The sequence below is a fragment of the Tateyamaria sp. genome (assembly GCF_039945315.1).
Lineage (GTDB): Bacteria > Pseudomonadota > Alphaproteobacteria > Rhodobacterales > Rhodobacteraceae > Tateyamaria.
Genome location: NZ_JBDUXB010000054.1, coordinates 32,926 through 58,527 on the forward strand (window position 1 = coordinate 32,926; position 25,602 = coordinate 58,527).

Annotated in this window: 27 protein-coding genes; 15 read left to right on the plus strand and 12 right to left on the minus strand. The window is 58.3% G+C overall.

Features of this window, described 5'->3' with window-relative positions; translation table 11 throughout:
• The first annotated feature begins 4 nt into the window (after window positions 1-4).
• Window positions 5-1,276 (plus strand): acetylornithine deacetylase/succinyl-diaminopimelate desuccinylase family protein, encoded by a 1,272-nt coding sequence (locus ABJD00_RS17760; protein WP_413836636.1) that lies wholly within the window; start codon window positions 5-7, stop codon window positions 1,274-1,276.
• Between the two features lies 1 nt (window position 1,277).
• Here ABJD00_RS17760 and ABJD00_RS17765 read toward each other — a convergent pair whose 3' ends face one another.
• Window positions 1,278-2,528, minus strand: a complete 1,251-nt coding sequence (locus ABJD00_RS17765; protein ID WP_413836639.1) for an Hsp70 family protein — start codon at window positions 2,526-2,528, stop codon at window positions 1,278-1,280.
• Between the two features lie 128 nt (window positions 2,529-2,656).
• On the opposite strand from ABJD00_RS17765, the gene ABJD00_RS17770 reads away from it, so the two are divergent.
• Window positions 2,657-4,135 carry an ABC transporter substrate-binding protein gene (locus ABJD00_RS17770; protein WP_413836642.1) on the plus strand — a complete coding sequence of 493 codons (1,479 nt, stop codon included), beginning with the start codon at window positions 2,657-2,659 and terminating at the stop codon, window positions 4,133-4,135.
• A 60-nt stretch (window positions 4,136-4,195) separates the two neighbouring features.
• Complete coding sequence (locus ABJD00_RS17775; protein ID WP_413836645.1) at window positions 4,196-4,600, plus strand: cupin domain-containing protein; 405 nt, start codon at window positions 4,196-4,198, stop codon at window positions 4,598-4,600.
• A gap of 46 nt (window positions 4,601-4,646) precedes the next feature.
• Here ABJD00_RS17775 and ABJD00_RS17780 read toward each other — a convergent pair whose 3' ends face one another.
• Both ABJD00_RS17780 and ABJD00_RS17785 read right to left on the minus strand, forming a co-directional pair.
• Window positions 4,647-5,738 (minus strand): acetoin utilization protein AcuC, encoded by a 1,092-nt coding sequence (locus tag ABJD00_RS17780; RefSeq protein ID WP_413836648.1) that lies wholly within the window; start codon window positions 5,736-5,738, stop codon window positions 4,647-4,649.
• 39 nt (window positions 5,739-5,777) lie between these two features.
• Window positions 5,778-6,356 carry an NAD(P)H-dependent oxidoreductase gene (locus tag ABJD00_RS17785; protein ID WP_413836651.1) on the minus strand — a complete coding sequence of 193 codons (579 nt, stop codon included), beginning with the start codon at window positions 6,354-6,356 and terminating at the stop codon, window positions 5,778-5,780.
• 75 nt (window positions 6,357-6,431) lie between these two features.
• Between ABJD00_RS17785 and ABJD00_RS17790 the strand changes: the two genes are divergently transcribed.
• From ABJD00_RS17790 to ABJD00_RS17845, 12 genes are all read left to right on the plus strand, one after another.
• A complete protein-coding gene (locus ABJD00_RS17790) occupies window positions 6,432-7,064 on the plus strand; it encodes a TetR/AcrR family transcriptional regulator (protein ID WP_413836654.1) in 633 nt (210 codons plus the stop codon).
• An 11-nt stretch (window positions 7,065-7,075) separates the two neighbouring features.
• Window positions 7,076-8,023, plus strand: a complete 948-nt coding sequence (locus ABJD00_RS17795; protein ID WP_413836656.1) for an ABC transporter permease — start codon at window positions 7,076-7,078, stop codon at window positions 8,021-8,023.
• Entirely contained in the window at window positions 8,020-8,835 is an 816-nt protein-coding gene (locus ABJD00_RS17800) for an ABC transporter permease (protein ID WP_413836658.1), read from the plus strand. Before ABJD00_RS17795 ends, ABJD00_RS17800 begins: the two co-directional genes overlap by 4 nt.
• Window positions 8,832-10,403, plus strand: a complete 1,572-nt coding sequence (locus ABJD00_RS17805) for an ABC transporter ATP-binding protein (RefSeq protein WP_413836660.1) — start codon at window positions 8,832-8,834, stop codon at window positions 10,401-10,403. The genes ABJD00_RS17800 and ABJD00_RS17805 overlap by 4 nt, the downstream gene beginning before the upstream one ends.
• A complete protein-coding gene (locus ABJD00_RS17810) occupies window positions 10,400-10,870 on the plus strand; it encodes a GNAT family N-acetyltransferase (protein WP_413836664.1) in 471 nt (156 codons plus the stop codon). Before ABJD00_RS17805 ends, ABJD00_RS17810 begins: the two co-directional genes overlap by 4 nt.
• Window positions 10,867-12,309 carry an aldehyde dehydrogenase family protein gene (locus ABJD00_RS17815; protein ID WP_413836667.1) on the plus strand — a complete coding sequence of 481 codons (1,443 nt, stop codon included), beginning with the start codon at window positions 10,867-10,869 and terminating at the stop codon, window positions 12,307-12,309. The genes ABJD00_RS17810 and ABJD00_RS17815 overlap by 4 nt, the downstream gene beginning before the upstream one ends.
• Complete coding sequence (locus tag ABJD00_RS17820) at window positions 12,302-12,787, plus strand: GNAT family N-acetyltransferase (RefSeq protein WP_413836670.1); 486 nt, start codon at window positions 12,302-12,304, stop codon at window positions 12,785-12,787. Before ABJD00_RS17815 ends, ABJD00_RS17820 begins: the two co-directional genes overlap by 8 nt.
• A gap of 12 nt (window positions 12,788-12,799) precedes the next feature.
• Window positions 12,800-13,519: an SDR family NAD(P)-dependent oxidoreductase gene (locus ABJD00_RS17825; protein WP_413836673.1), complete on the plus strand. Its 720-nt coding sequence runs from the start codon at window positions 12,800-12,802 to the stop codon at window positions 13,517-13,519.
• Between the two features lie 64 nt (window positions 13,520-13,583).
• Window positions 13,584-14,324 carry an SDR family oxidoreductase gene (locus tag ABJD00_RS17830; protein WP_413836675.1) on the plus strand — a complete coding sequence of 247 codons (741 nt, stop codon included), beginning with the start codon at window positions 13,584-13,586 and terminating at the stop codon, window positions 14,322-14,324.
• On the plus strand, window positions 14,321-14,671 hold the full coding sequence (locus tag ABJD00_RS17835; protein ID WP_413836677.1) for a cupin domain-containing protein: 351 nt from the start codon (window positions 14,321-14,323) through the stop codon (window positions 14,669-14,671). Before ABJD00_RS17830 ends, ABJD00_RS17835 begins: the two co-directional genes overlap by 4 nt.
• Before the next feature lie 45 nt (window positions 14,672-14,716).
• Window positions 14,717-15,721 carry a P1 family peptidase gene (locus ABJD00_RS17840; protein ID WP_413836679.1) on the plus strand — a complete coding sequence of 335 codons (1,005 nt, stop codon included), beginning with the start codon at window positions 14,717-14,719 and terminating at the stop codon, window positions 15,719-15,721.
• Window positions 15,708-16,499, plus strand: coding sequence for an alpha/beta fold hydrolase (locus ABJD00_RS17845; RefSeq protein WP_413836681.1), 792 nt, complete (start codon window positions 15,708-15,710; stop codon window positions 16,497-16,499). The genes ABJD00_RS17840 and ABJD00_RS17845 overlap by 14 nt, the downstream gene beginning before the upstream one ends.
• A gap of 29 nt (window positions 16,500-16,528) precedes the next feature.
• On the opposite strand, the gene dxs is transcribed toward ABJD00_RS17845, so the two are convergent.
• The 9 genes from dxs to bchY all read right to left on the minus strand — a co-directional run bounded on the left by dxs (window position 16,529) and on the right by bchY (window position 25,563).
• Window positions 16,529-18,448 (minus strand): 1-deoxy-D-xylulose-5-phosphate synthase, encoded by a 1,920-nt coding sequence (gene dxs / locus ABJD00_RS17850; RefSeq protein WP_413836684.1) that lies wholly within the window; start codon window positions 18,446-18,448, stop codon window positions 16,529-16,531.
• A gap of 240 nt (window positions 18,449-18,688) precedes the next feature.
• A complete protein-coding gene (gene pufC, locus ABJD00_RS17855; protein WP_413836686.1) occupies window positions 18,689-19,810 on the minus strand; it encodes a photosynthetic reaction center cytochrome PufC in 1,122 nt (373 codons plus the stop codon).
• Window position 19,811: 1 nt separating this feature from the next.
• The gene (gene pufM, locus ABJD00_RS17860) at window positions 19,812-20,801 is read right to left on the minus strand and encodes a photosynthetic reaction center subunit M (RefSeq protein WP_413836689.1); all 990 of its coding nucleotides are present in this window, start codon (window positions 20,799-20,801) and stop codon (window positions 19,812-19,814) included.
• 4 nt (window positions 20,802-20,805) lie between these two features.
• The gene (gene pufL, locus ABJD00_RS17865) at window positions 20,806-21,669 is read right to left on the minus strand and encodes a photosynthetic reaction center subunit L (protein ID WP_413836691.1); all 864 of its coding nucleotides are present in this window, start codon (window positions 21,667-21,669) and stop codon (window positions 20,806-20,808) included.
• A 138-nt stretch (window positions 21,670-21,807) separates the two neighbouring features.
• Window positions 21,808-21,966, minus strand: coding sequence for a light-harvesting antenna LH1, alpha subunit (pufA, locus tag ABJD00_RS17870; RefSeq protein ID WP_159975336.1), 159 nt, complete (start codon window positions 21,964-21,966; stop codon window positions 21,808-21,810).
• 14 nt (window positions 21,967-21,980) lie between these two features.
• Window positions 21,981-22,124, minus strand: coding sequence for a light-harvesting antenna LH1, beta subunit (gene pufB, locus ABJD00_RS17875; protein WP_299733696.1), 144 nt, complete (start codon window positions 22,122-22,124; stop codon window positions 21,981-21,983).
• 159 nt (window positions 22,125-22,283) lie between these two features.
• Window positions 22,284-22,511, minus strand: a complete 228-nt coding sequence (gene pufQ, locus ABJD00_RS17880; protein ID WP_413836695.1) for a cytochrome PufQ — start codon at window positions 22,509-22,511, stop codon at window positions 22,284-22,286.
• On the minus strand, window positions 22,508-23,998 hold the full coding sequence (bchZ, locus tag ABJD00_RS17885; protein ID WP_413836698.1) for a chlorophyllide a reductase subunit Z: 1,491 nt from the start codon (window positions 23,996-23,998) through the stop codon (window positions 22,508-22,510). The genes pufQ and bchZ overlap by 4 nt, the downstream gene beginning before the upstream one ends.
• The gene (bchY, locus tag ABJD00_RS17890; RefSeq protein WP_413836701.1) at window positions 23,998-25,563 is read right to left on the minus strand and encodes a chlorophyllide a reductase subunit Y; all 1,566 of its coding nucleotides are present in this window, start codon (window positions 25,561-25,563) and stop codon (window positions 23,998-24,000) included. Before bchY ends, bchZ begins: the two co-directional genes overlap by 1 nt.
• Window positions 25,564-25,602: the final 39 nt, after the last annotated feature.

Here is a 25,602-nt window from a genome sequence, read left to right on the forward strand (position 1 = left end):
GGTCATGACACTGTTCACTCGCATTGATGACAAACGGGATGATTTGATCGCGCTGACCCAAGCGTTGATCCGCATCCCTACGTTAAACCCACCGGGCCGACACTATCACGATATCTGCGCGCTGGTGGATGCGCGGCTGAAAGCGCATGGGTTTGAAACCCAGATGATCCGCGCCACTGGTACGCCCGGGGACAGCGACAGCTATCCCCGTTGGAATCTCGTAGCGCGGCGCGCTGGGACAAACGCTGGTGAATGTGTGCATTTCAACAGCCATCACGACGTAGTAGAAGTTGGCCAAGGTTGGACACGCGATCCGTTTGGCGCCGAGATTGAAGGCGACAAAATCTACGGGCGTGGCGCGTGCGACATGAAAGGGGGTCTCGCGGCCTCTGTCATTGCGGCTGAGGCGTTCATTGAAGAACACCCCGAGTTTTTGGGCGCCATCGAGATCAGCGCCACGGCAGATGAAGAATCTGGTGGTTATGGAGGTGTGGCGTACCTTGCGGAACAGGGCTTTTTCGCGCCATCCCGCGTGCAACATGTGATTATCCCTGAACCGCTTAACAAAGACCGCATATGTCTGGGCCATCGCGGCGGTTGGTGGGCCGAGATTGAGACAAAGGGTGAAATCGCGCACGGATCGATGCCCTTCCTTGGTGATTGCGCCGTGCGGCATATGGGGGCGGTTCTTGAGACATTCGAAACTGAATTGTTCCCCGCCATGGCCGCCCGCCGCACGGAAATGCCGGTGGTGCCGGACGGTGCGCGACAATCCACAATGAATATCAATTCGATTCATGGCGGTCAGGCTGAGCCAAGTGATGACTACGACGGTTTGCCTGCCCATTGTGTGCCTGACAGCTGTCGTATCGTGATCGACCGCCGGTTTTTGGTTGAGGAAAACGTTGAGGAGGTACGAGCCGAAATCGTCGCCCTTCTTGAAGGACTCAAAGTATCGCGGGACAAGTTCGACTACGATATGCGCGAGTTAAACGTTGTGTTGCCGTCCATGACTGACAAATCAGCCCCCGTTGTTGAAACCATAGATGCAGCTATTCAAGACGTTCTCGGGGTCGAGCCGACCTACGTGGCCTCGCCTGGTTCGTATGACCAGAAACACATCGATCGCATCGGGCAATTGCACAATTGCATCGCCTACGGCCCGGGAGAATTGGAACTGGCGCACAAACCTGACGAATGGATTGGGATCACTGATATGCTCGACAGCGCCAAAGTGATGGCGGCAGCGTTGCAAAAGCTCTTATTGCCGACCTAGCCTATCTGTTTGATTGGCCAGTGGCCAAAGCCAACCCTTCGACAATCGCTGTTAGTGCGGCACCCCGATGCACCTGAGCGCGCGCGAACCGACGCGTCAAGGCAGCCTCAATCACCTGCATAAGGCTTGATCCGCCAACAAAGATCAGGCGATCCACGGCATCAGGATCCACGCCTGCTTGGGTCATGGTGTCCGATGCGGCCTCGCCAACGCGCTCTGCCATCTGTGCAAGGGTTGCAGTCATCGCCACAGGATAGAGAGGCGCGCACAGGCCCTTTTCAATCATGCTGAGGTCAATATCCGGTAGGGCTGATGTCTGCATATTGGCGGCGATTTTTGCAGTCTCGACGGCAAAGGCGATGTCGTGGCCAACCTCCTGCTCAAGTACCTGCACAAGCCGGTTCAGATGTGTGGGATCGACGGCATATTGGGCCAACTCGCGTGCTGCGCGGCGAGTCTCATGAGTGTAAAGGAACGGAATCTTCTGCCATGTGGCAAGTTCGTGGAAGATTGCGTTTGGGGCGACATGAGTCTGATCCCCGAATGCGTGGCGAATGGCTGATCCCATGCCCAGTTCCGGCATCACAAAAGCCAAGTTGAGCGCGCGGTCAAAATCGGTGCCCCCCAGCCGCACACCGTGGCTGGCCAGAATATCAATGCCGCTGTCAGTACCTTGGCGGAACAGGGTAAAATCCGATGTACCCCCACCAATGTCCACGACCAGGCCAAGGTCGCCCGGGTGCAGAACGGACCGGTTGGCCAGAGCGGCGGCCTCTGGTTCGGGCATGAAGGTCACACCCTTGAACCCGGCTGCATGATAGCAGTCGGTTAAATCCACCAGCGCCTGTGCATTTCGTTTTGGATCGGCCGAATGAAACAGGACGGGGCGCCCTGATAGCGCAGTATCGAATTCGAGGCCGGTCGCCCGCTCCGCACGAGACTTCAGTTCGGCTAAAAAGCGGCCGACGATGGTGATGAAGTCAACTGATTCATTGAGAAAAGTGCGCCGCTCGCGCATCAGCGATGTCCCAAGCAAGGATTTGAGCGCCCGCACATAGCGCCCCTCGTCCCCTGCGATCAAAGCTGCATTTGCCGGGCTTCCGTAGATTGCGCGCCGCGCTTCGAAATCCAAAAATACCGCCGTCGGCAGAGTGGTTGCACCGCTCTCAATTGGGATTAACTGCGCGGCCCCATCAACACATATCCCGACCGCCGAATTCGACGTGCCGAAATCCACCCCTAAAACTGCCATCGGCCCTGCCCCTTGCGCTGAAAGCTGCCCGCCTATCGCAGCGTTACGGGCGTGCCAAGGGTTGTGCGCTGGCAAAGTTGCGCGGATTTGGCTAGCCTTTTGCCAACTGTCATCTGAGGGAGACACCTATGACTCATATTCGCCCCCTGTTCATCGCTGCGGCAAGTGCTGTGCTATTGGCTGGCATGGCCAACGCCAAAACCGACATCACCGTTGCCATGCAACTCGAGCCTCCGCATCTTGATCCGACATCTGCGGCGGCCGGGGCGATTGATTCGGTCCTTTACTCCAATGTGTTTGAGGGACTGACCCGTTTCGTGGGCGACGGATCGGTTGTGCCGGGACTGGCCGAAAGCTGGGAAATCTCGGACGATGGGCTGACCTACACCTTTTCGCTGCGCGAGGGCGTGACGTTTCACGATGGCACCACAATGGACGCAGAAGATGTGAAGTTCACCCTTGATCGTATCCTCGACGAAGAGAGCGCGAATGCCCAAAAGGCCCTTTATGCCGCAATCAGCGGTGTTGAGGTTGTCGACCCCTCGACAGTGCGCGTCACTCTATCCGAGCCAAACGGCAACATGCTGTTCAACCTTGCTTGGGGGGATGCCGTCATTGTCGCCCCGGAGTCGATTGAAAACATCAAACAACAACCCATCGGCACCGGTCCATTCAAGTTCGACAGCTGGACGCAAGGTGACAGCATCGAGATCAGCCAGTACGGCGACTATTGGGGCGAACAGCCCGCGCTGACCGAAGCGACGTTCAAATTTATCTCTGACCCCACGGCGGCCTTTGCTGCGATGATGGCCGAAGATGTAGACGTGTTCACAGGCTTTCCTGCCCCTGAAAACCTACCCCAATTTGACGCCGACCCCCGTTTTCAGGTTTTGATCGGCTCGACAGAAGGCGAAACGATCCTGTCGACCAACAACAAACAAGCTCCTTTTGATGATGTGCGCGTGCGTCAGGCGGTGGCGCACGCCATTGACCGTCAGGCGATCATTGACGGTGCCATGTTTGGCTACGGCACACCGATTGGAACGCATTTCGCGCCTCACAATCCCGCGTATGTGGATCTCATCGGTGAGTCCGCTTTTGATCCGGACAAGGCTCGTGCACTTTTGGCCGAGGCGGGTATGCCCGATGGGTTTGAAACGACGCTGCATTTGCCACCTCCATCTTATGCCCGGCGTGGGGGCGAGATTATCGCCGCTCAACTGGCCGAGGTTGGCATCACCGCTGAGATCATCAATGTGGAATGGGCGCAGTGGCTTGAAACTGTGTTTCGGGGCAAGAACTTTGGACTGACCATCGTCAGCCATACCGAGCCCATGGACATTGGTATCTACGCCAATCCTGACTACTACTTTCAATATGACAATCCTGCGTTTCAGGAGCTAATGAGCACCCTGAACGCGACCACGGACCCAGAGGCACGCAATAGTCTGATGGCCGAAGCCCAGCAGATCATCGCGGGCGATGCGGTGAATGGTTACCTGTTTCAACTGGCGCAACTGTCCGTCGCAAAAGCAGATGTTCAAGGTTTGTGGACCAATGCCCCGACGCAAGCCACAGACCTAACAGGCGTAAGCTGGGCTGAGTAAGAAGCGCGAGGCGCACCGACTGGTGCGCCTTACGTTTCTTCGCAATTTCAGGAGAACTTGATGCAGATTTTTGCTGCAGGAACGCGCCCGTCGATGCGTGCTAATTCCGACTACTTTACAGGCACGGTCTGGCAAGATCCGATCATCTCAACCGAGGCTCCTGCCCGCTTGCATGCGCTCTGCGTACATTTTGAACCCGGCGCACGCACCGCATGGCACACGCATCCCTTTGGTCAAACATTGCATGTCACACAGGGTGCCGGGCTCGTGTGTCTGCGCGGTGAACCACCGCGCGTCATCCGGGCCGGAGACACTGTGTGGATTCCGGCGGATGCGGAACATTGGCACGGCGCCGGGCCGGACACGACAATGACCCATGTCGCGATGCAGGAAATGCAGGATGGGTCAGCCGCCACTTGGCTGGAGCATGTGAGTGATGCGGATTACGGGATGGAACCGGCGTAGAGGCGCCGCCCCCTCACACTTCGTTTTGCAAGGTAATGGAGCAGGATCAAAGGGTGGTGACCATTGATCGCAAGCCGTCTCGGATCGGACCATGGCGTGGTTCATCAGCTAAGGTTGTGAACCAGTGTTCTGGTGGGTTTTTCCCTCTCCGGTTGCCGTCAAAACGGAGCGCGCGAAGGGTTTCCTCGGCCTTTGGTGTGACACGGCTGGGCACCTCAAAGCCATTCAGCGTTGCCCAAACGCCTGTCCACAAACGCCCCACAGACCAAGGGTTGTACCCGCCTCCGCCCAAAACCAACAGTCGCGGCGCTAGGCCCATTAGACTGTCTACGATGGCCCAATGGGCCTGGTTGGACAGCGACAAATGGGCCTGAGGGTCTTCCTCGACTCCGTCAGCGCCGCACTGCAACACGATTGCATCCGGGCGGAAAGCGGTGGTGCGTGGCAGGATCACTTCGTCCCGGATCAACGCCATCTCATCATCATTGAGACCGCGCGGTACCGGTATGTTGATCAGAGCGTCTTTTGCACCCAAGGCGCCGGTCCTTGGCCAAAGTCCGTCCTCGTGCACCGAAATCATGAGCACATCTGGATCTGTGCCGAAGGCATGCTCCACACCATCCGGGTGGTGTGCGTCGATGTCGATATAAACGACGCGCTTAGCCCCATTCCGGCGCAAAGACAGGATGGCGAGTACCGGGTCGTTGAGATAGCAAAACCCCCCCGCCCGATCCGGCATACCGTGATGTGTTCCACCCGCCGGATGATAAACAACCCCGCCCTTGGCGAGTAACTCACCGGCCAGCAATGCCCCCCCCGCAGCAGTCGCCGGGCGACGGTACATTTCGGGGAAAACCGGGTTGTTTGGCGTCCCAAGCGCATGGCGCGCCCGCACTGCATCGCTGACGGCTTGTGCCTCTTCGGCTGCGTGCAGGGCAGCGACATATTCGGGCGTGTGCCAAATCGTCAGAGCTGTGGGTTTGACCCGTGGGCTTGGCACGAAAACATCGGGTGGCAGCCAATCCATATCACGGCTGAGGTCCATCACTGTCGAAACGCGCGGGACCCGAAGCGGATGCCAACCGCCATAGCTAGAGCCACGATAAATCTCGGAACCGATGAAAAGGGGCCTGTCCATGGCCCCTTACATAGATGGTTTTAGGCTAGAGACTACAGGTTATGCCGCTGTCGCACCCATGGTTTCCGCTTGTGCCAGCCAGCGGTCAATCTTCGTGGCGTCAGCCAATTTGACCGAACCCATCTGGACGACTTTTCGCGGCTTGATCCCGGTGAATTTCATTACCTGATTGCGCATTACACGGCGGCCCGGGCTGCGGTAAATCAGTGTATCGATCCAACTGGGTGTGTCTGAGGTGATGATCGCATCGCCCGTGCGGCCCGTCAGAAGCTTGTCCCAGGCGACGCCCTTCGCTTTGTATTTATAGGCAAAGCCAGAAAGCAGACCAGCATCCAATACAGCTTTGGCTTTGCTGGGCATCGCGCCCCACCAGTAGGGATGCACGATCATTACGTGATCGGCCCAGCGAATGTTCTCCTGCCATTCAGCCAGATCAGGTGTCAGGTCTCTGCGTTTGTCGTACCCATCAAAGTCCTGGTCAACGTCCATATCAGCAAGCGCCATAACTCGGACTTCTGCGCCATTTGCTTCCGCCCCTTTGGCATAGCGTGCAGCGAGAGCGGTGTTCAAAGAGTTTGATTTCGGGTGCGCAACCCAGATGAAGATTCGTTTGCTCATGTGAGAATTCCTTTGTTGCGATTTGCTTTACGCAGTGTCAATTGACAGCGTGTCAACTAAGTGCTACTTTACAGCATGTCAAGCACTTCTTCAGATACCCCGACCAGAATTTTGCAAGCGACGCTAAAGCTGCTGGAACAACCCGATGCCAAGCTGCCTACGATGTCTGACATCGCGCGGGCGTCTGGCGTCAGTCGGCAAGCGGTATATCTGCATTTCCCAAGCCGTACCGAAGTTCTGGTGGCAGCGACGCGGTATCAGGATCAAAGCAATGATGTGAACGCAGCCCTCGCCCCAAGCCGCACGGCGCGCTCTGGTACAGAACGGCTGGATGCTTTCGTCACTGCATGGGGCAACTACATTCCACACATCTACGGGGTTGCCCGTGCAATCCTGGCGGTGGTGGACACGGATGCCGAAGCTGCCGCAGCATGGAACACACGTATGGCTGACATGCGCGAAGGATGTGCTGCCGCCGTACAGGCCCTTGTCGATGACGGCAGTTTGCCTGAGCGGACTGATCCCGAACAAGCCACTGATCTGCTGTGGACCCTGCTGTCCGTGCGGACCTGGGAAAACCTGACCCAGACCTGCGGTTGGGATCAGGATTGTTACATCGACACGATCCGCGGGTTGGCTTTGGCCGCTCTGGCCCAGGACACTGGAGCGCTTACCGACGTGCTTGCGCACACTGAAGGCCGCGCCTAACGTCAGCCTTGATGCTGCGCTATGCCCTGAAACGTCTGCTCTCTTTGCTGATCAGCCTCGCGATTGCGTCGTTGGTGATCTTCACCGTGATTGAGGTGGCACCAGGTGATCCAGCCTCATTCATGCTCGGGATCAACGCCCAAGAAGATACGCTCGCAGCGCTACGCGCAGAACTTGGGCTCGATCAGACGAAAGTACAGCGCTACCTCGCCTGGGTCGGCGGAATGGTGCAGGGCGACTTTGGCACCTCGTATCAGTATCGAACTCCTGTTTCCAAGATGATCGGTGACCGGCTCTGGGTGTCGCTGCCGCTCGCACTTTATGCGCTGATCCTGTCCACGCTGATCGCCTTTCCGGCTGGCATCTACGCCGCCTCACGTCGTGGCAAGGCCGGGGACATCGGAGTCATGGGCGCGACTCAAATCGGGGTTGCGATCCCGAATTTCTGGTTTGCGATGATGCTGGTGTTGGTGTTTGCGATCAATCTGCGTTGGTTCAGCGCTGGCGGTTTTGCAGGCTGGGATGAAGGTTTCTTCGCAGCACTTAAATCCCTGACACTGCCCGCCATTGCGCTGGCCTTGCCTCAAGCAGCGATATTGGCGCGGGTGATGCGCTCGGCCCTTTTGGATGTGTTGGGAGAGGACTTCATGCGTACGGCGCGTTCAAAGGGATTGAGCCGTGGTCAGGCCCTGCGCCGACATGGGCTGCGCAATGCGATGATCCCAGTCCTGACAATCCTTGGACTCCAATTTTCTTTCCTTCTCGCCGGAGGGATCATCATCGAACAGGTGTTTTACCTTCCCGGTTTGGGCCGACTGATTTTCCAAAGCATCTCGGCGCGTGATCTGATCGTGGTTGAAAGCGTGACAATGCTGCTGGTGTTTGCGGTGATCGTCGTCAATTTCGCCGTTGATCTGGCCTATGCGGCCGTTGACCCACGGCTGAGGGCGCGCACATGAGCCGGACTTTGTTCCTTGGCGGGGCGGTATCGGCACTGTTGGTGCTGGCCGCGCTGGTGTCCTTTGTCTGGACGCCGTTTGATCACACCGCGATGGATATTCCGGCCAAGTTACAGACCCCAAATGCGGTGCACTGGTTCGGCACAGACCATTTCGGGCGGGACATGTTTTCGATGATCATGGTCGGTGCACGCACTTCAATCGCTGTTGCTGTCGTCGCAGTGGGCATCGGGATCGGGCTTGGTGTGCCGTTGGGCCTTTGGGCGGCAGCTCGGCAAGGTGGTTGGGTGGATGAGGTGATCATGCGCGGCAATGATCTGATTTTTGCCTTTCCCAGCCTAGTCATTGCCATCCTGATCACCGCCATCTTTGGCGCGGGGGCGATTAATGCGATTATCGCGATCGGTATCTTTAACATTCCTGTCTTTGCCCGCGTGACGCGCGGTGGGGCCCTGCCCCTTTGGGCGCGCGAATTCATCATGGCGGCGCGTGTGGCCGGAAAAGGACCGGCGCGGATCAGCCTTGAGCATATCTTGCCCAACATCGCCAACCTGCTGATTGTTCAGGCAACAATCCAATTCTCTCTCGGAATTCTGGCCGAAGCGGCACTGTCCTATGTTGGTCTTGGCGCGCAACCTCCTACCCCAAGCTGGGGGAGGATGCTGGCAGATGCACAAACTTTGGTCAGTATCGCTCCGCACATGGCTTTGGTGCCCGGCTTTGCCATCATAGTCACTGTTTTGGGTCTGAACCTGTTGGGCGATGGCCTGCGTGACGCTCTGGATCCCCGATTGCGGGTGGCCCGAGCATGAGCCTGCTTGAGGTCAAAAACCTGTCGCTGTCGATCCACGGCACACCGATCCTACACGATGTTTCATTGACAGTAGCGCCGGGAGAAGTCGTGGCCGTTACCGGCGAAAGCGGGTCGGGCAAATCGATGACGGCTCTGGCAATCATGCAACTGCTCCCCGATGGCAGCGAGACGACCGGTGCTGTCGGCTTTGACAGTGAGGATGTCACGCAATCAACCGAGGCGCGTATGTGCGCGCTGCGCGGCAACAACATCGGCATGGTGTTTCAAGAGCCGATGACGGCCCTGAACCCCGTGCAAACCATCGGCGCCCAAGTGGGCGAAACAGTTCAGTTGCATCGCCCCGATCTGGACGCCGAGACTCGCACGGCAGAGGTATTGGAGCGGGTTGGACTGGCGGGCATATCACCCCGCCGCTATCCCCATGAACTTTCGGGCGGACAACGCCAGCGCGTTGTCATTGCCATCGCAATCGCCTGCGGACCAAAGCTGCTGATCGCGGACGAGCCAACGACAGCTCTGGATGTTACAACCCAAGCGCAAATCCTAGACCTGTTGGTGCAATTGGCCCAGGAGGACGGGATGGGCCTGCTGATGATCACCCACGATCTGGCCGTGGTGGCAAACTTGGCCCACCGCATCGTCGTGATGCAAAATGGTGCCGTGGTCGAGGCCGGGGATACCCCTGCATTACTGAAGGCGCCAAAACACCCCTATACCAAGGCGCTCTTTGCCGCCTCAGCACATCAGGCCACTCTGCCAGATCAGACGGCACATCAACCTCTGCTTCAGGTGCGCGGCGTGGTGCGCGACTACACTCTGCCCCGCACACGACTGTTTGCACCTCCGGGAACCCACCGCGCGGTGGACAACGTCAGCTTTGACATCCCACGCGGGGGACGGGTCGGGCTGGTTGGAGAGTCGGGGTGTGGCAAGTCCACCCTCACCCGCGCCATACTAGGACTGGAGCCGGTACAGGCTGGCGAAATACTGTTGGACGGCCAACCAGTATTTGCAAGTGGCGCGCCCAACCTTGCCGTGCGGCGCAAGATGCAAGTGGTGTTTCAGGACCCCTATGGCAGTTTCAATCCCCGCCACCGCGTGTCCCGCCTGATCACCGAGCCGTTCCATTTGCTGGAAACACCCCCGGCAGATCGTGCCGCGCGGATTGCAGAGGCCCTGAGCGCCGTTGGCTTGTCACCCGATGATGCCCACAAGTATCCACATCAGTTTTCCGGAGGACAACGCCAGCGCCTCGCAATCGCGCGCGCGCTGATCATCCGCCCCGAACTGATCGTGTTTGACGAGGCCGTGAGCGCGCTCGATGTGTCAGTGCGCGCCCAGATCCTCGACCTCATCGCCGATCTGTGCGGGCAGTACGACCTGACCTACTTGTTTATTTCACACGATCTGAGTGTCGTGCGCGGGATCACGGATCAGGTAATGGTCATGCAGCACGGTAAAATCGTGGAACAGGGCGACACAAGCGATGTCTTTGATGCGCCCAAACACCCCTATACCCAAACGCTGATCGAGGCGGCGCCAAAGCTGCCAAGAACCGGATCATGAGGCCAGACGTATCAGTGAACACGTTGCAGCGCAGCGACGCGGCATGGCTGCACGAGGTCACAACGGCTTATTTCCATGAGTTGGTCCCAAGCGTTCCGCCCCTCCCAACGCAAGAGATTGATCACTGGTTTGAAGACCCGGACTGTTACGTTCTCTTGATTACTGTCGAAAACGAGCGCGCAGGTTTTTCCCTGATCGATCGGGTCGAAGAACACCATGAACTGGCCGAACTCTGTGTCTTGCCCAATTGGCGCGATGCTGGCGTCGGAACCAAAGCGGCCACCGTATGTTTAGAGAGGTTTCCTGGGCCGTGGGCCCTTGGGGTGGCCTCCGCTTTACCTGGCACGGCGCGCTTTTGGGATGGTCTTCTGCCCAGCTTGTCAGGAATTGAGGGGCTTGCGCGTGGCCCCGCTCTGACCCCTTATCAGTCACACAGTTACACCTTCACGATCCGAGACAACACATGACAAACGCCATCTGGTTCGACCCTTCCCTCATGCTGATCGGAGATACGTGGCGGGCCGCGCAAAACACTCTGACGCTGGTCAACCCTTCGGACGGATCTCCGCTGGCCGACATCGCGGCGGGTCAATCGGGCGACATTGACGACGCGGTGTATGCCGCTCAGTCCGCGCGGGACGGTGAATGGGGGCGGATGAGTGCGACCGAACGGGGCCGTATCCTGACAGATATCGGCCGAGCGGTTCTGGAGCGTGTCGATGAGCTGGCAGAGATAGAAGCACATGATGTCGGAAAACCGCTGAGTCAGGCCCGTGCTGACGCTCTAGCGCTTGCGCGTTACATGGAGTTTTACGGTGGTGCGGCGGACAAGGTCATGGGTGAAACGATCCCGTACCTTGATGGCTATACGGTCTACACTTTGCGTGAGCCTCATGGCGTTACGGGCCACATTGTTCCCTGGAACTACCCCATGCAGATCATCGGGCGTTCTGTCGGGGCCGCACTGGCCATGGGCAATGCTTGCGTGCTGAAACCAGCGGAAGAGGCTTGCCTGACCGCACTGGCCTTTGCTCATATCGCGCGGGACGCAGGTTTGCCGGACGGCGCCCTGAACGTGGTGCCGGGACGCGGGCCAGAGGCCGGGGCCGCCCTCGCCGCGCATCCGGGCGTACAACACATCAGTTTCACCGGATCGGTTCGCACTGGCGCGCTGGTGCAGCAGGCCGCCGGGGTCAATGTTGTCCCAGTCACGCTCGAATTGGGAGGCAAGTCCCCGCAGGTCGTATTCGAGGATGCCGATCTGGACGCAGCCCTGCCATTTCTTGTGAATGCCGGCATCCAAAACGCGGGGCAAACATGTTCCGCATCCTCACGCATCCTCGTCCAGCGGAGCGTTTACAAAGATGTTCGAGAGGGTATGACAGAGGCCTACCGCTCCCTGACAGTTGGCCCTGCGATGGACGATTTGCGCGTCGGCCCCCTGATTTCGGCCCGACAAAAGCAGATCGTTGAAGGTTTTCTGGCCAAAGGGGCCGACCTGAACGTCGCTGCCCAAGGGAAACTGCAAATCGCACCAGACACCGGCGCCTATGTCCTGCCGACTCTGTTTGATGATGTCCCCGCCGATCACTCTCTGGCACGCGACGAAATCTTTGGCCCCGTCCAGGTACTCATCCCCTTTGACACGGAAGAAGAGGCAATCGACATCGCCAACGGCACTGACTACGGCCTTGTGGCCAGCATCTGGACGGCCAATGGCGCGCGCCAGATGAGGTTGGCCAAGAGGCTGCGCGCCGGGCAAGTGTTCATCAACAATTACGGTGCAGGCGGTGGGGTCGAACTTCCCTTTGGCGGAGTCGGCAAATCGGGGCATGGCCGGGAAAAAGGATTCGAAGCGCTCTACGGTTTTTCGACCCTCAAAACTGTGGCAGCACACCATGGCTGAGATCACAGCATTGGCATATCCAGAGGACAGTGCCCGAGTGTTGGATCTGTGCCAACGCGCGAACGATTATGTTCGTCTTGAAACCGGTAAAGATCCTGACAGCAACTACGTTCGGGAAAACATGACCGACGCACCCCCAAACGTTTCACCCGATCAAGTCTGGTGCTGGGGACATTGCGCGGCAGACAAATCGCTCGACGCGGTGGCGACATGCCTCAAGGGATTTTATGCCCCGAACGAATGGTATCTCGGTCTGTTGCTGGTTGCCAAGTCGGCCCGCAACGCAGGTCTTGGAAAACGCATGGCACAGCACGTCATCGATCAGGCGCGCAGTGACGCGGCCACTTGCCTGCGGATCGCCGTTTTGGACAGCAATCCGAAGGCGCGCAAATTTTGGCAACGCCTGAATTTTGCAGACGAAAAATCAACCACCGGCGGAGACGGGCAATTGCGCCATGTCCACCGCCTACCGCTTTGAAGAGGACTACTCATGATCTTTGAAAACCGTTTTAAGGGCCGCCATGCTGTCGTCACGGGAGGGGCCGCAGGTCTTGGCGAAGGGATCGCTTCGCGCATAAAGGCCGAAGGCGGTTCTGTCGAAGTCTGGGACATCGACGGCGACGCTCTGGCCGGGATCACGGACCACGCCACCCGTCAAATCGACGTAACCGACGCGGATGCTGTCGCGCGCGCAATGAAAGACGCAGATCCAGATATCCTAGTGTGTTCGGCCGGGATCACAGGGCCCAACACAACCACATGGGATTATGCAGTGGACGATTGGTTGGCGGTACACAATCTGAATTTGAACGCAGTGTTTTACTGCTGCCGCGCTGCCGCCCCATTGATGAAGGCCAAAGGCTGGGGGCGCATTGTCAACATCGCCTCAATCGCAGGCAAAGAGGGCAACCCAAACGCACCCGCTTATTCAGCATCCAAGGCCGGAGTGATCGGCCTTACCAAGTCGCTGGGCAAGGAGCTGGCCACCACAGGTGTTACCTGCAACGCGATCGCACCTGCCGCCGTGCACACGGCGATTTTCGATCAGATGACACAAGAACACATTGACTTCATGCAATCCAAAATTCCCATGGGCCGCTTCGGCACGGTCGAGGAAATCGCTGCCATGGCCTGCTGGCTGGCCAGTGACGAGGCAAGCTTTTCCACCGGCTTCTGCTTTGACCAATCGGGTGGCCGCGCCACGGCCTAAAGCGCGCCTTGAAAAGCATGCCCATCTGGGAAAGCATGACGCACTAAGGCCAAAGGAGAACGCAATGCAACTGAGCGGAAAAACTGCCCTTGTCACGGGGGCTGCGAGCGGGTTCGGAGCAGGGATCGCGAAGGCGTTCGTGGCCGCAGGGGCCAGGGTTATGGTCGCTGACATTAACGGGGATGGTGCCAAGGATGCAGCCAAGGAGCTGGGCGTGCACAGCGTTCAGGTGGATGTTTCTAGCAGTACGTCGGTTCAGGCCATGGCGGACCACACTCTGGACGCCTTCGGCCATCTCGACATTCTCGTAAACAATGCAGGGATCACCCATCTGCCCCAAGCCATGGAAGACGTCAGCGAAGACGAGTTCGACCGCGTGTTCGCCGTCAACGCCAAATCCGTCTACCTCAGCGCGCGCAGCTTTGTGCCCCACTTCAAGGCACGTAAGGCGGGTGCAATTCTAAACATCGCCTCTACTGCGGGCGTTTCTCCTCGGCCCAATCTCAACTGGTACAATGCCTCCAAGGGTTGGATGATCACCGCCACCAAGGCGATGGCCGTCGAACTTGCACCACATGGCGTCCGTGTCAATGCACTGAACCCAGTGGCGGGTGAAACACCTCTGCTCAAATCCTTCATGGGCGAAGACACCCCGGAAATCCGGGCCAAGTTCCTTTCCACCATCCCGTTGGGACGCTTTTCCACACCCGACGATATGGGTGCTGCAGCCACTTTCCTATGCTCTGACGGGGCCTCTATGATTACAGGAGTCGCGATGGAAGTGGATGGAGGGCGGTGCATATGAGGTCCGTCAACCTCTCTGCCAAACTGGCCCGATTCGATACGCATTGGGACCCACATGTCGTGGCCGATTACAACGACAACGACGTGATGGTTGTCAAATTCCAAGGCGAATTCCCGTTCCATTTGCACGAAGATACCGATGACTTTTTTCTGGTTCTGGACGGCGAAATGGTCATGGATGTCGAGGACGCATCACACACCGTCAAAGCGGGTGAGTTGTTCATAGTGCCCAAAGGCGTGACGCACCGGCCCCGCGCCGAAACAGAGTGCAAAGTGCTGCTGATCGAACCCAAAGGCGTGCCGAACACGGGCGATCCAGAAACTGCAGCGTCCAAACCACGCATATGATCTTCTTCTGACCAAAAATACCACCGCCGGAGGCGCAAAATCAAAATGATCCCAGGCCCGCAAAATTCGATCTCGGATATCCCGGGCCTTAAGGTCGGCAATGCGCAAGACGATACACTCAAGTCCGGCGTCACTGTGCTGACGGGTGATGTGCCATTTACCGCCTCTGTTTCAGTTCTGGGCGGGGCACCGGGCACGAGAGAGACCGACTTACTGGCCCCAGACAAATCAGTGGCCGCGGTCGATGCGCTGGTGCTGTCCGGCGGCTCCGCGTACGGATTGGACGCATGTTCTGGCGTCGTTGAAGGTTTACGCGCTGTCGGGCGCGGCTACCGCGTTGGAGAGGCCATTATCCCGCTCGTTCCCGGCGCAATCATCTTCGATCTGCTGTCCGGTGGTGACAAAGACTGGGCCACATCCCCCTACTCCGCTCTGGGGCGTGCCGCTTATGAAGCCGCAACAACATCAACACCCATAGGGACGGTCGGCGCCGGTACAGGGGCGATGACCGCGATGATCAAGGGAGGACTGGGCACAGCATCACTGGTACTCGACAGCGGGATCACCGTTGCAGCGCTGGTTGCCGCAAACCCAATGGGCACCGTCACAACGCCGGGAGAAAGACACTTTTGGGCCGCGCCATACGAGATCGAGGGCGAGTTTGGAGGGCTTGGACCAGACCCAAACACCGGCCTCGGACGCAGCCTCGCCAGCCGAAAGCTCACAGCCATGCTGGAGCGGGCCAACACGACAATTGCCATAGTCGCCACAGATGCCGCCCTGGACAAAGCTCAATGCCAGCGCGTCGCGATTGCGGCTCATGACGGGATCGCTCGCGCATGCGTGCCTGCACACAGCCCCGGCGACGGTGATCTGGTGTTCAGCGTCGCAACCGGAACAAAACAGATGTCCGCCGCGAGCGAACTTGGCGTGATCGGACACGCCGCTGCCCTCTGCTTGACCCGGGCAATCGCGCGCGGCGTGCACGCAGCCGTCCCTGCCCCAAATGATCTCTTGCCGACCTGGGGATGCCTCAATGCCAAAACATGAACACGGTGATGTGTCCCTGCACTACGAGGTCAGCGGGGCGGGCCCGCCTCTGCTCATGCTCGCCGGGTTCATGTCCGATCACGCCAGTTGGACGCCGCTTGTTTCACTGTTGGAAGACCAGTTTACCTGCATCCGCATTGACAATCGGACCACTGGTCAAACGACCCCGTGGAACGCGCCCGTTTCGATCGAATTGATGTGTGCAGACGCACTAGCTGTGATGGATCACCTCGGGCACTCGCGTTTTCACGTCATCGGGCACTCGATGGGCGGCATCATCACATTGCATATGGCAAAGGAAGCATCCGAGCGGATGGCGTCCGCCCATGTCGCGGCCTCTGCTCCGATCCGGTTGGCCCGCAACACCGCTCTCTTTGAGGCACTCATCGCGATCCGCCGTTCTAATGCACCAGCTGACACGTGGCTGCGGGCCCTCTTCCCGTGGCTGTTCAACCCGCGCGTATTTGCGGACCCTTCAGCGATAGAACAAGCCCTCGCCGACAGCCTCACCTATCCCCACGCTCAATCAACAGACGCCATGGCACACCAACTTGAGGCTTTGCGCAATTTCGACGGCACCGACCTCGCCTCGCCGACCTGTCCCACACAGGCGCTGGTCGGAGCACTTGATCTGATCATCCCACCTGACCACGTCCTTGCCGTGCTAGGGCACCTGCCGCATCATTTGGTCGAAGGGGCAGGGCATTCGATCCACTGGGATGCGCCGGATCACGTGGCCAATCACGTGCGTCGGTTTGCCGCCAAGCACCCGATCTAAAGAACAGGAGGCCAGCGTGCGGCAACGCATCATTGGCCGGAAGCGATTTCAATCACGTTTGACTTCTGATTGCCAAGAGCCTTTTGAACAGTCTCAACAATCCCATCAGCATTGAGACCTGCATCCGCATACATCTCATCCGGTCCCGCCTGATCAATAAAGCGATCAGGCAAGCACATCGTGCGTACTTTCAGCCCTTGATCCAACAGGCCCTCAGCTGCCATCGCCTGCAACACCATGGCACCAAATCCGCCAATAGCCCCCTGTTCGACCGTCACCAGCACCGAATGACGCGTCGCAAGATCGCGGATCATTTCCATGTCCAGAGGCTTGGCAAAGCGGGCGTCAGCAATACTCACCGAAACACCATCTGCCTCCAGCAAAGCGGCAGCACGTTCGCATTCATCCAGGTGCGTACCCAGAGACAAAAGCGCTACGTCTGACCCTTCCTGGATCATGCGGCCTTTTCCGATTTCCAGAACCTCACCCCGCGCGGGCATCTCAACCCCACGCCCATTTCCACGCGGATATCTGAAGGCAATTGGTCCAGCGTCGTGCGCAGCAGCCGTGGTCACCATATGCATCAGTTCCGCCTCATCGGCGGCTGCCATAACGACCATCCCAGGTAGCGCAGAAAGATAACCAATGTCGAAAGACCCTGCATGGGTGGCCCCGTCCGCTCCAACCAGACCCGCCCGATCAATTGCAAAGCGCACCGGGAGGCATTGCAGGGCTACATCATGCACCACCTGATCATAGCCGCGCTGTAGAAAGGTTGAGTAGATCGCGCAAAACGGCTTCAAACCAGAGGCCGCCATACCCGCAGCAAATGTCACACCATGTTGTTCGGCAATCCCAACGTCAAAGACACGAGCCGGAAACAGCTCGGCCATCTTGTCCACCCCAGTACCAGACGGCATGGCAGCAGTGATCGCAACAATCGCCGGATCGCGCGCAGCGAGGTCCGCCAATGTGGCCCCAAATACGGAAGTATATGAAGGCGCATTGCTCTTGCCCTTGGTCTGCGCACCTGTCTCAACATCGAAACGGGACACGCCGTGGTATTTGTCCGCGGACCCTTCAGCCGGAGCATACCCCTTGCCCTTGACCGTACACGCGTGGATCAAAACGGGACCCGTCGCTCGGGCGCGCGCTGCGCGTAACACTGACAGGACCTGCCCGATGTCATGCCCATCTATCGGGCCGATATAGTCAAACCCCAGTTCTTCAAAAAACGTCCCCTTGCTTTCTACACCTGTGACCATTTCGCGGGCGCGCCGCGCACCATCGCGCATCGGTTTGGGCAAGGCTTGCTCCATCCCTTCGGCAATGGCCTGTAATGGAGCCAAGGGCGAATTGCGGGTTAGGTTGGAAAGGTACGTGCTCATTGCACCAGTTGGCGGAGCAATCGACATCTCGTTGTCGTTCAGGATCACAAACAGGCGACGCCCCTCGTGCCCGGCGTTGTTGAGTGCCTCGTAGGCCATTCCGGCACTGATGGAACCGTCACCAATTACAGCCACCGCGTCGCCCGTGGGCATGCCCATGTCGCGCCCTACCGAAAAACCCAGAGCTGCCGAAATCGAAGTAGAAGAGTGCGCCGCGCCAAAAGGATCATAGTCGCTTTCGGCCCGCTTGGTGAAACCGCTCAGACCGTCCTTTTGACGCAAGGTGCCCATACGATCGCGCCGCCCTGTGAGGATCTTGTGCGGGTAACACTGGTGACCCACATCCCAGATCACCTTGTCGCGCGGCGTGTCAAAGACGGCGTGAATGCCGACGGTGAGTTCGACCACACCAAGGGAAGATCCAAGATGTCCGCCAGTCTTGCTGACCGCATCGATCACATCCACCCGCAGTTCATCCGCTAGCATCGCCAACTCGGTGTCTGACAGCGTCTTCAGATCAGCGGGTCCCGCCACACGGTCTAGGATTGGGGTCTTTGTCATTGCGCACGTCCTTTTCAACTCTCACCACCCGGCCCCGCCTTGCCTGCGGGCCACATGGGGCAGAAAGGCGCTGCGCCTGAGGAAACAGGCACAGCGCCAGGTTCCTGTAGCCAACAGGAAGGGAACCGGAGCCTATCGACTCCGCGCCCGGATCAAGGAAGCCATTGATCCGAACCTGGCGTTGCAGGTCAGGCCTGCAAATGTGGTGCCATAGGGTGGGATAAACCCCGCCTTAGAGCCTTACTCGTAGACCGGCGCTTCGCTTGAAACGAGTTCAGGCCAGTCATCTGTGACGTTCATGCCCTGCATGGGACGTTGATATCCTTTGTGGCAGGTCCTGCAGGCCGCTTTGGGCGCATCCGCAAAGATGGGCCCAAGACGCTCTGGCGGATACGTATCCTCAAGCGGGATCAGGTATTCCTGATTGAGCTCGATTACCATCTGACGACCCATTTGGGCGATGCCCCATTGCGGCGTATATTGACCAGCGTCATAGAACGCCCGACTGTTGTGACAGAACACACAGTTTACCCCCAATGAGTTGGCAAAGTAGTTCATCAGCGAGAAGGTCATCTCGGTTTTCTGGATGGTCGCCACGTCCTCGGTCAGGCCCGGCACACCAGCCACACGGCTGTCCAGATCGTGGACGTTCACCATGCTGTCATAGTCTGTCAGATAGACCTCAAGCGCGCTGGATGGGAGCGACGTTGACGAGCTCATCGAAGTTGCACGGTTCTGTACCGCAGCCCAGCCACTGGCGTTTTCGTTCACCGGCGTGACGTTGAACCAGATATCGCTTGGAACGTTCTGACCGCGGTGGCAAGTGTAGCAGTTGACCCCAACCTCATCGACCGCGTTGACGTGACCGTCCCAGTACTCGTTGATGTTCTGGGTCATCTCGATCATGCGGCGGCTAACAACCTTGGTGTAAAGATCATCGGCGCCGTAGGTCTCAAGGTCACCGTCGCCGTGGCAGTAGGCACACCCCTCTTCCGGCGCAACCCACTGCGTCATCGCCAGCATCAACCTGTTGAAGTTGTCATCCGTCAGCTCGCCCAGAACCTGCACATTTTCGTAGATATCCTTGGCCAGCTCTTCGCCGCCCTCTGGGATATACGGTTCCTCAGTGTAATAGGCCTCGATCGTTGGATCAGGGGCGGAACGGGAAACGTTGTACTCCGGCACAGACATGCCCGTACCGCGTGGCCCGGTCTGCATTGACTCTGTCTGATAGGGGTTGCCCCACGTCACCACCAGCGCGGCAAAGAAGATTGCCGAACCGACCACACCTACAGCGATGGCTGGGCCAAAGATATTTGTCGGATTGTCCGCGTTCCATTTGTCAAACCACTTGGGAAACATATCAGTTCTCCTTCCCAATGAAGGCTTCGTACGAGCCGTAATCTTCGTAGCCGTAGGCCCCGTCATACATCGGCGCGAAATTGTGCTCCTGCGCCCAAATGAACCAGTTATCCACCACCGTGCCCGTCAGCAGGATACCAATGCCGCCAGTGATCGGGGTCAGCACCGCAAACCACCACGCCCATCGGTGAATGCCCTCCATCGTGGCATTGAACCCCATGGTCCAGCGCCAGAACAGGGCGGCACGTTCGGTCGCCGTGCCGCGGTCATAAATTTGCTCCAGCTCGCGATCCCCGCCATAGCGGGTGACCGCTAGAATAGTGCCACCGTGCATACAGAACAGCAGGACAGAGCCATAAAGGAAGACAATCGAAAGACAGTGGAACGGGTTATAGTAAAGGTTGCCGTAGCGGATCGAGAACGCCGTGGTCCAGTCAAGGTGCGGGAAGATGCCGTACGGCACTGCCTCACTCCATGACCCCATCAGGACCGGACGGAACAGACCCAACACGAGGAACAGCCAAACCGCCGAGGCAAAAGCCCAAAAGACGTGCTTGCCCATCTTGTGTTCAGCAGCCAACAGGTAGCTGCGCAGCAGCCAGGTCATGACTGATACCAGTAGAAAGAAAGAGGCGATGATATACCACCCGCCTTCATCCAGCGGCGGCATGGAAAGACCATATTCGGGGCTTGGCGGCTCAAGCGCGAGCCAGAACAGCTGTCGCAGGAATTCTGGGATAGAATACCCCACCTGACTCAGCATGCTGATGCCAACCATCACGAACCAGATCAGGCCCGTGGCCAATGACACCATGCCAGTCCAACCCAGATAAAGCGGGCCAATTTGTGCATTGCCGATAAAGCCAGCGAGAGTTGAGAACCACGGTGTGCCGACACGTTCCGCCAGCATCTCACCACTATCGTCCATGCCCCATTCAGGTTTGCCCTGAACCTGCACCTGGGTGAAGATGTTTTGATATTCAATTTTCATCTGATCAGCCCCCGAAACTGTATTGATAGACAGGCAGGGGGTCCGCGCCCCAGATCGGCATGTTCAGCCACCAGTTCCACCACTCGGGCCAACCGGCAGTCCAGACGGGTCCGGAAATCACGATGCAGACGGCACTGAAGAACACGGCGTTGATGGCCAGCAGCCAGCCCAAACGGTGAATGCCGAGGGTGCCGATGGAATAGCCGATGAAATCGCGAAAGAACGTGTCTTCGTGATCAGGTGTCTTAGCCTCTTCGCCCTCTTCCGGGTTGGCGGCGGACAAGATCAACGCCCCGTGCAATGCCAGTGCCAGTGTCGTTGTAAAGAACAGCGTTACCGCCAGCATGTGCGCCGGGTTGTAGTGGAAGTGTAGGTAAGCATAACCCGTGTTGCTGACCCAATCGAGATGGCTGAAGATCCCGTAGGGGAATCCGTACCCCCAGGCTCCCATCAACAGAGGGCGAATGATAACCAACGTGACATATGCCAAAACCGCAAAGCTGAAGCCGATTGGCACGTGATACCCCATGCCCAGCTTGCGACAGATCTCGACCTCGCGCAGTGCCCAGCTGATGAAGGCACCTGTCGCGCAGAAGGTAATGATCTGCCAAAGGCCACCTTCAAGCAGTGGTGCCATCCCCAGACCATAGCTGAGGTCAGGTGGAGCGATATTGATCAGCCAAGGATTGAAAGTGCCCTGCTGTGATGCGCCCCAGAAAATCAGAACAGTGCCCAGCAAGGCAAAGAATGCCGTCGTGACACCGAAAAAGCCCACGTAGAAAGGGCCGACCCAAAAGTCGAATAGATCGCCGCCGATCAGCGTCCCGCCTCGGACGCGATACTTTCTTTCGAAGGATAGCAATGCCATCTCTCATCTCCGCAGTTGGCGGCGTGGCCCACATCGGGCCTCAAGCCGTCTTTTCTCGTATTTTTGTTTGTTGCGGGCAGGCCAGGGCGCACTGTTCGCCCCGCCCGCAACTTTGCTTTTGTCCGCTTCAGCGGGTGCTTACTGAGCGCTTTGCGCGGCCAGCTCGAACCAGTTGAAGTGGTCCGTGCTCAGCAGGACGAGGTGAATCATCGCTGCAAGCAGGAACAGGAAAACGCCTTGTGCGACAAACACACGACGGGGATCAAAGATGAGCCAGATCTTGTAGAACTTTGCCATTTGCTAATCCCTCCTCAGAACCACGGACGCCAGATGAACACCGCCAAATGAGCAACAACGGCAACGGCTGAAAACAGCCAGAGCCCGCTCATATAGACAGCGTGCAATTCTTGCGCCTGCTCGTCTGTGAGACCTGTGAAAGACAGGTTTTCAGCCATAAGTATTCCTCCGGAATAATTTGCTGATGCCGCGCACCCCGCGGCTGGGTCCATTGGGGTTACCCCCTCTGGGCTCTGTCCATCCGTCGCCAGATGTACAGTCTCTCATCCCGGCAGGCGCACACATGCTGGGAAATTCGAAATATGTATCGACCGCGTTCAAGCGTTGAAGATCATCGGCGTGATGATCCTCGCCTGGGTCCACGCGCGGGCCATCGGGCCCTTGTCGGTGAACGAACGCGATTTGATCGCGGCCAGTGCCCATGTCAGGCAGGCCAGCGGCAGCGTCGCCACAAAGATTATCGCGAAGTAGACCATGAATTCGGTTTTTTCGCCGCTGCGCTTCTTTGGCGCTTCCGTCGCGATATTCGATGTCATGTCAGTCATTCTTGTCCCTCCTCGGAAGCAGTCTCTGACGACCCGGCTAGGGCAGGGTCTAATGCGCGCACAGTTTCGATCACGACCCGGTCTGCACCGCTTGCGAGGGCTGCTTGCTCAGCCGCATCGCGCAGGGTTTTTGCCGCAGATATCCGGGTCAGGATGGGGTGTTGCTCAACAATCCGGTCAAGCATGGCCTGCGCGTCTGAATCCCAAGGAAAGTCACGGCGCAGGGTCGTTGGGGTGGCTTCGGCCGCATCCATTTCGGAGGCCAAAGGCAGGATGTGGAACAGGGCATCAAACAGCCCGTTGCACACTTCCTGAATAAGGTAAGTCGCCCCGGCATAGCCCATCATTGGCGTGCCAGTATGGCGGCGGATCGCAGCACCGGGGAAGGACGCTGGAATAAACGCAGGGCTCGGCCCATGCCCGCCCTTCAACTCGGCCAGATACATCTTTTCATTGATCGAGCCGAACACAACAAGGGGTCGCTTCTGGCCCATCCAGGCGCGGACCTCTTCGTTGTTGGTCTTCTTGCCCGCCACCCGCGCAACCGCAAAGGCGCAGGGCAGACCCATGTCGTCCTCAAGGAACTGACGGATGCCACGGGTATAGGTTTCGTTCGCAACAACGGCGAAGGAGGCCGTAGCAAAGAAATCCTGCGTGACAGACCGCCAAAGGTCCCACACAGGTTTGAGCGTCGAATGCTTTTCGCGCTCGATAAAAGGTTCGGGGTCGAGGTCTACCAAGGTCCCCAGTGCGCGCAGGAACTTGGTAGTACTCTCGACCCCTATCGGGGCTTGCAAGTATGGCTTGGCAAGAAGCTCACACAATCCACGCCCGAACTCGCGGTACATGCAGATGTTCACATCCGCATTCACCAGATTTCGCATTTCAGCCACGTGGGCACCCAACGGGTGCACCATGTTGACCTCGCAACCGATCCCTTCAACCAGTCGCCGGATCTCGGCCAGATCGGATGGCATGTTGAACGTGCCATACATCGGACCGAGGATATTAACGCGAGGACGCGCACCTTCCTCGCGTTTCTTTTCGGGCGGCATGCGCCCTTTGGTCATGCCGAACTCGGTAAAGATCCAGGTCATGGCACGATCCGCCGCTTCCCACTGATCTTCATCAATGGTGCGTGGCAGAAATCTTTGAATGTTGGTGCCCATGGGCGTGACACCACCACCGATCATCTCGGCGATAGAGCCCGTCACAACGACGGCAGGTAATGCTGGGTCCAACGTGCCCCAAGCCCGTTTCATCGCGCCTTCGGTGCCATCACGGCCCAGTTCTTCTTCGCCCAGCCCCGTAGTCACGATCGGCAACTCGTGGGGTGGCAAAGCATCGGTGTAGTGCAGAACGGATGTCACCGGCAGGTTCTCGCAACCCACGGGGCCGTCGATCACGCATTGCAGGCCTTTGACAGCACAGAACGCATAAACAGCGCCCCAGTACCCGCCTGCCCTGTCGTGATCCATAATCAGCATCAGATCATCTCCGCCGCTTTGGCAGCCTTGGCCTGACGCTCAAGCTTTTTGACATTCTGCGCCCGGAAATCTTCGCGCACATTTGGCGTGCCTTCCCAGACACCCGCCGTGTCGCCCATACCGACACCTTCAAAGAAGGCGCGCATCGCGTGCATTCGGTCTTTGTTGCCGATGGCCGCATTGATCACGGTGGCAAGTGATCCGGCGCCAGCGACGCCCATCAGGGGGCGCGCTGAAATCAGGTTGGTGAAGTAGAGACCCGGAATACCCATCTCTTTTGCCTTTTGCACAACCGGGGTCGTACCGATGGCAAGGTCAGGACGGACTGCTTCCATGGCCGCACAATCATCTTCAAGAGAGGCGCGGAACTGCACTTTGACATCGCGCGCCTCGAGCCATGCCTGATCATCGGCGTTCCATGGCGTACGGGGACATGCGGTGCCGACATAAGGCACATTGGCTCCGCTTTCGATAAGCAACCGGGCCACCAGCAGTTCGGAACCCTCATAGCCTGAGAGCGTGACGGTGCCCAAGATCGGCGTCGCCGCCAAAGCACTTGTGATCGCAGGCAGGACTGCATTCTGGGCGGCCGCAATCTGTTCGGCCGAACATCCATAGGCGCCACCAATGTTGGCAAGCCACGTCGCAGTGCCATCCCGACCGACAGGGGCGGAGCCAACAATTGGCCGACCAGCAGCTTCAAACTCGCGCACGGATGCTGTGTAAAACGGATGGATCGCCGCAACGACAGAACTGTCGAGCGCAGCATAAAGTTCGCGCCACTCACGACACGGCACCACTGGACCAGCGGCCAGTCCCAGAGGAGCAAGCATTTGACCGATCATCATTGGATCGGCGGGAAACATTTCTCCCAGCATGGCAACAGTCGGACGATCCGACTTGCCACCGACGGGCGCGGCCACGGGACCGGCCTCAACCTCTTCGCGGGCATACTTGAGCATCGCACCGGCCAGAACGTCTTTTGCCTCGGCGTGAGTAGGAATGCCAAAGCCCGGCACATCGATGCCGACAATCCGCACGCCGTTGATCTCATCCGGCAACAAGCGCAGGGGCACACCGCTTGCGGTGGGCACACAGAGGTTGGTTACCACAATGGCGTCGTATTTTTCGGGGTCTGCAAGGTCATGTACGCTCTCGCGGATGTCCTCGAACAGCTTTCCCGTCACAAGGGTTTCGGAATTGAAAGGCACGTAGCCGACAGAGCGGCGCGCGCCGTAGAAATGGGATACAAAGGTCAGACCATACACACAGCAAGCTGAGCCGCTGAGAACGGTAGCGGTGCGACGCATGCGCAACCCAACACGCAAAGACCCAAATGCAGGGCACATAGACTGAGGCTTGTCATGGGGGCCTTGTGGGTAGTCAGCGGCAAATTTGTCGAGCATCTCGGAATTACCTGCCATGCGGGCAGCCTTTTCCATCTCAGAACCTGAATGGCAGCCAAGTCCATCTACACCAGTTGGTTCGGGCATCTCAGCCTCGCGTGGGTGTCCGGCAGTCACCTCAACTGCGTCAGCGTCGTCGTATGTGACCTTGGTGTTCAAGACAGCTCCCACCGCATCTTGTTCAAGGCAATGCGCGTA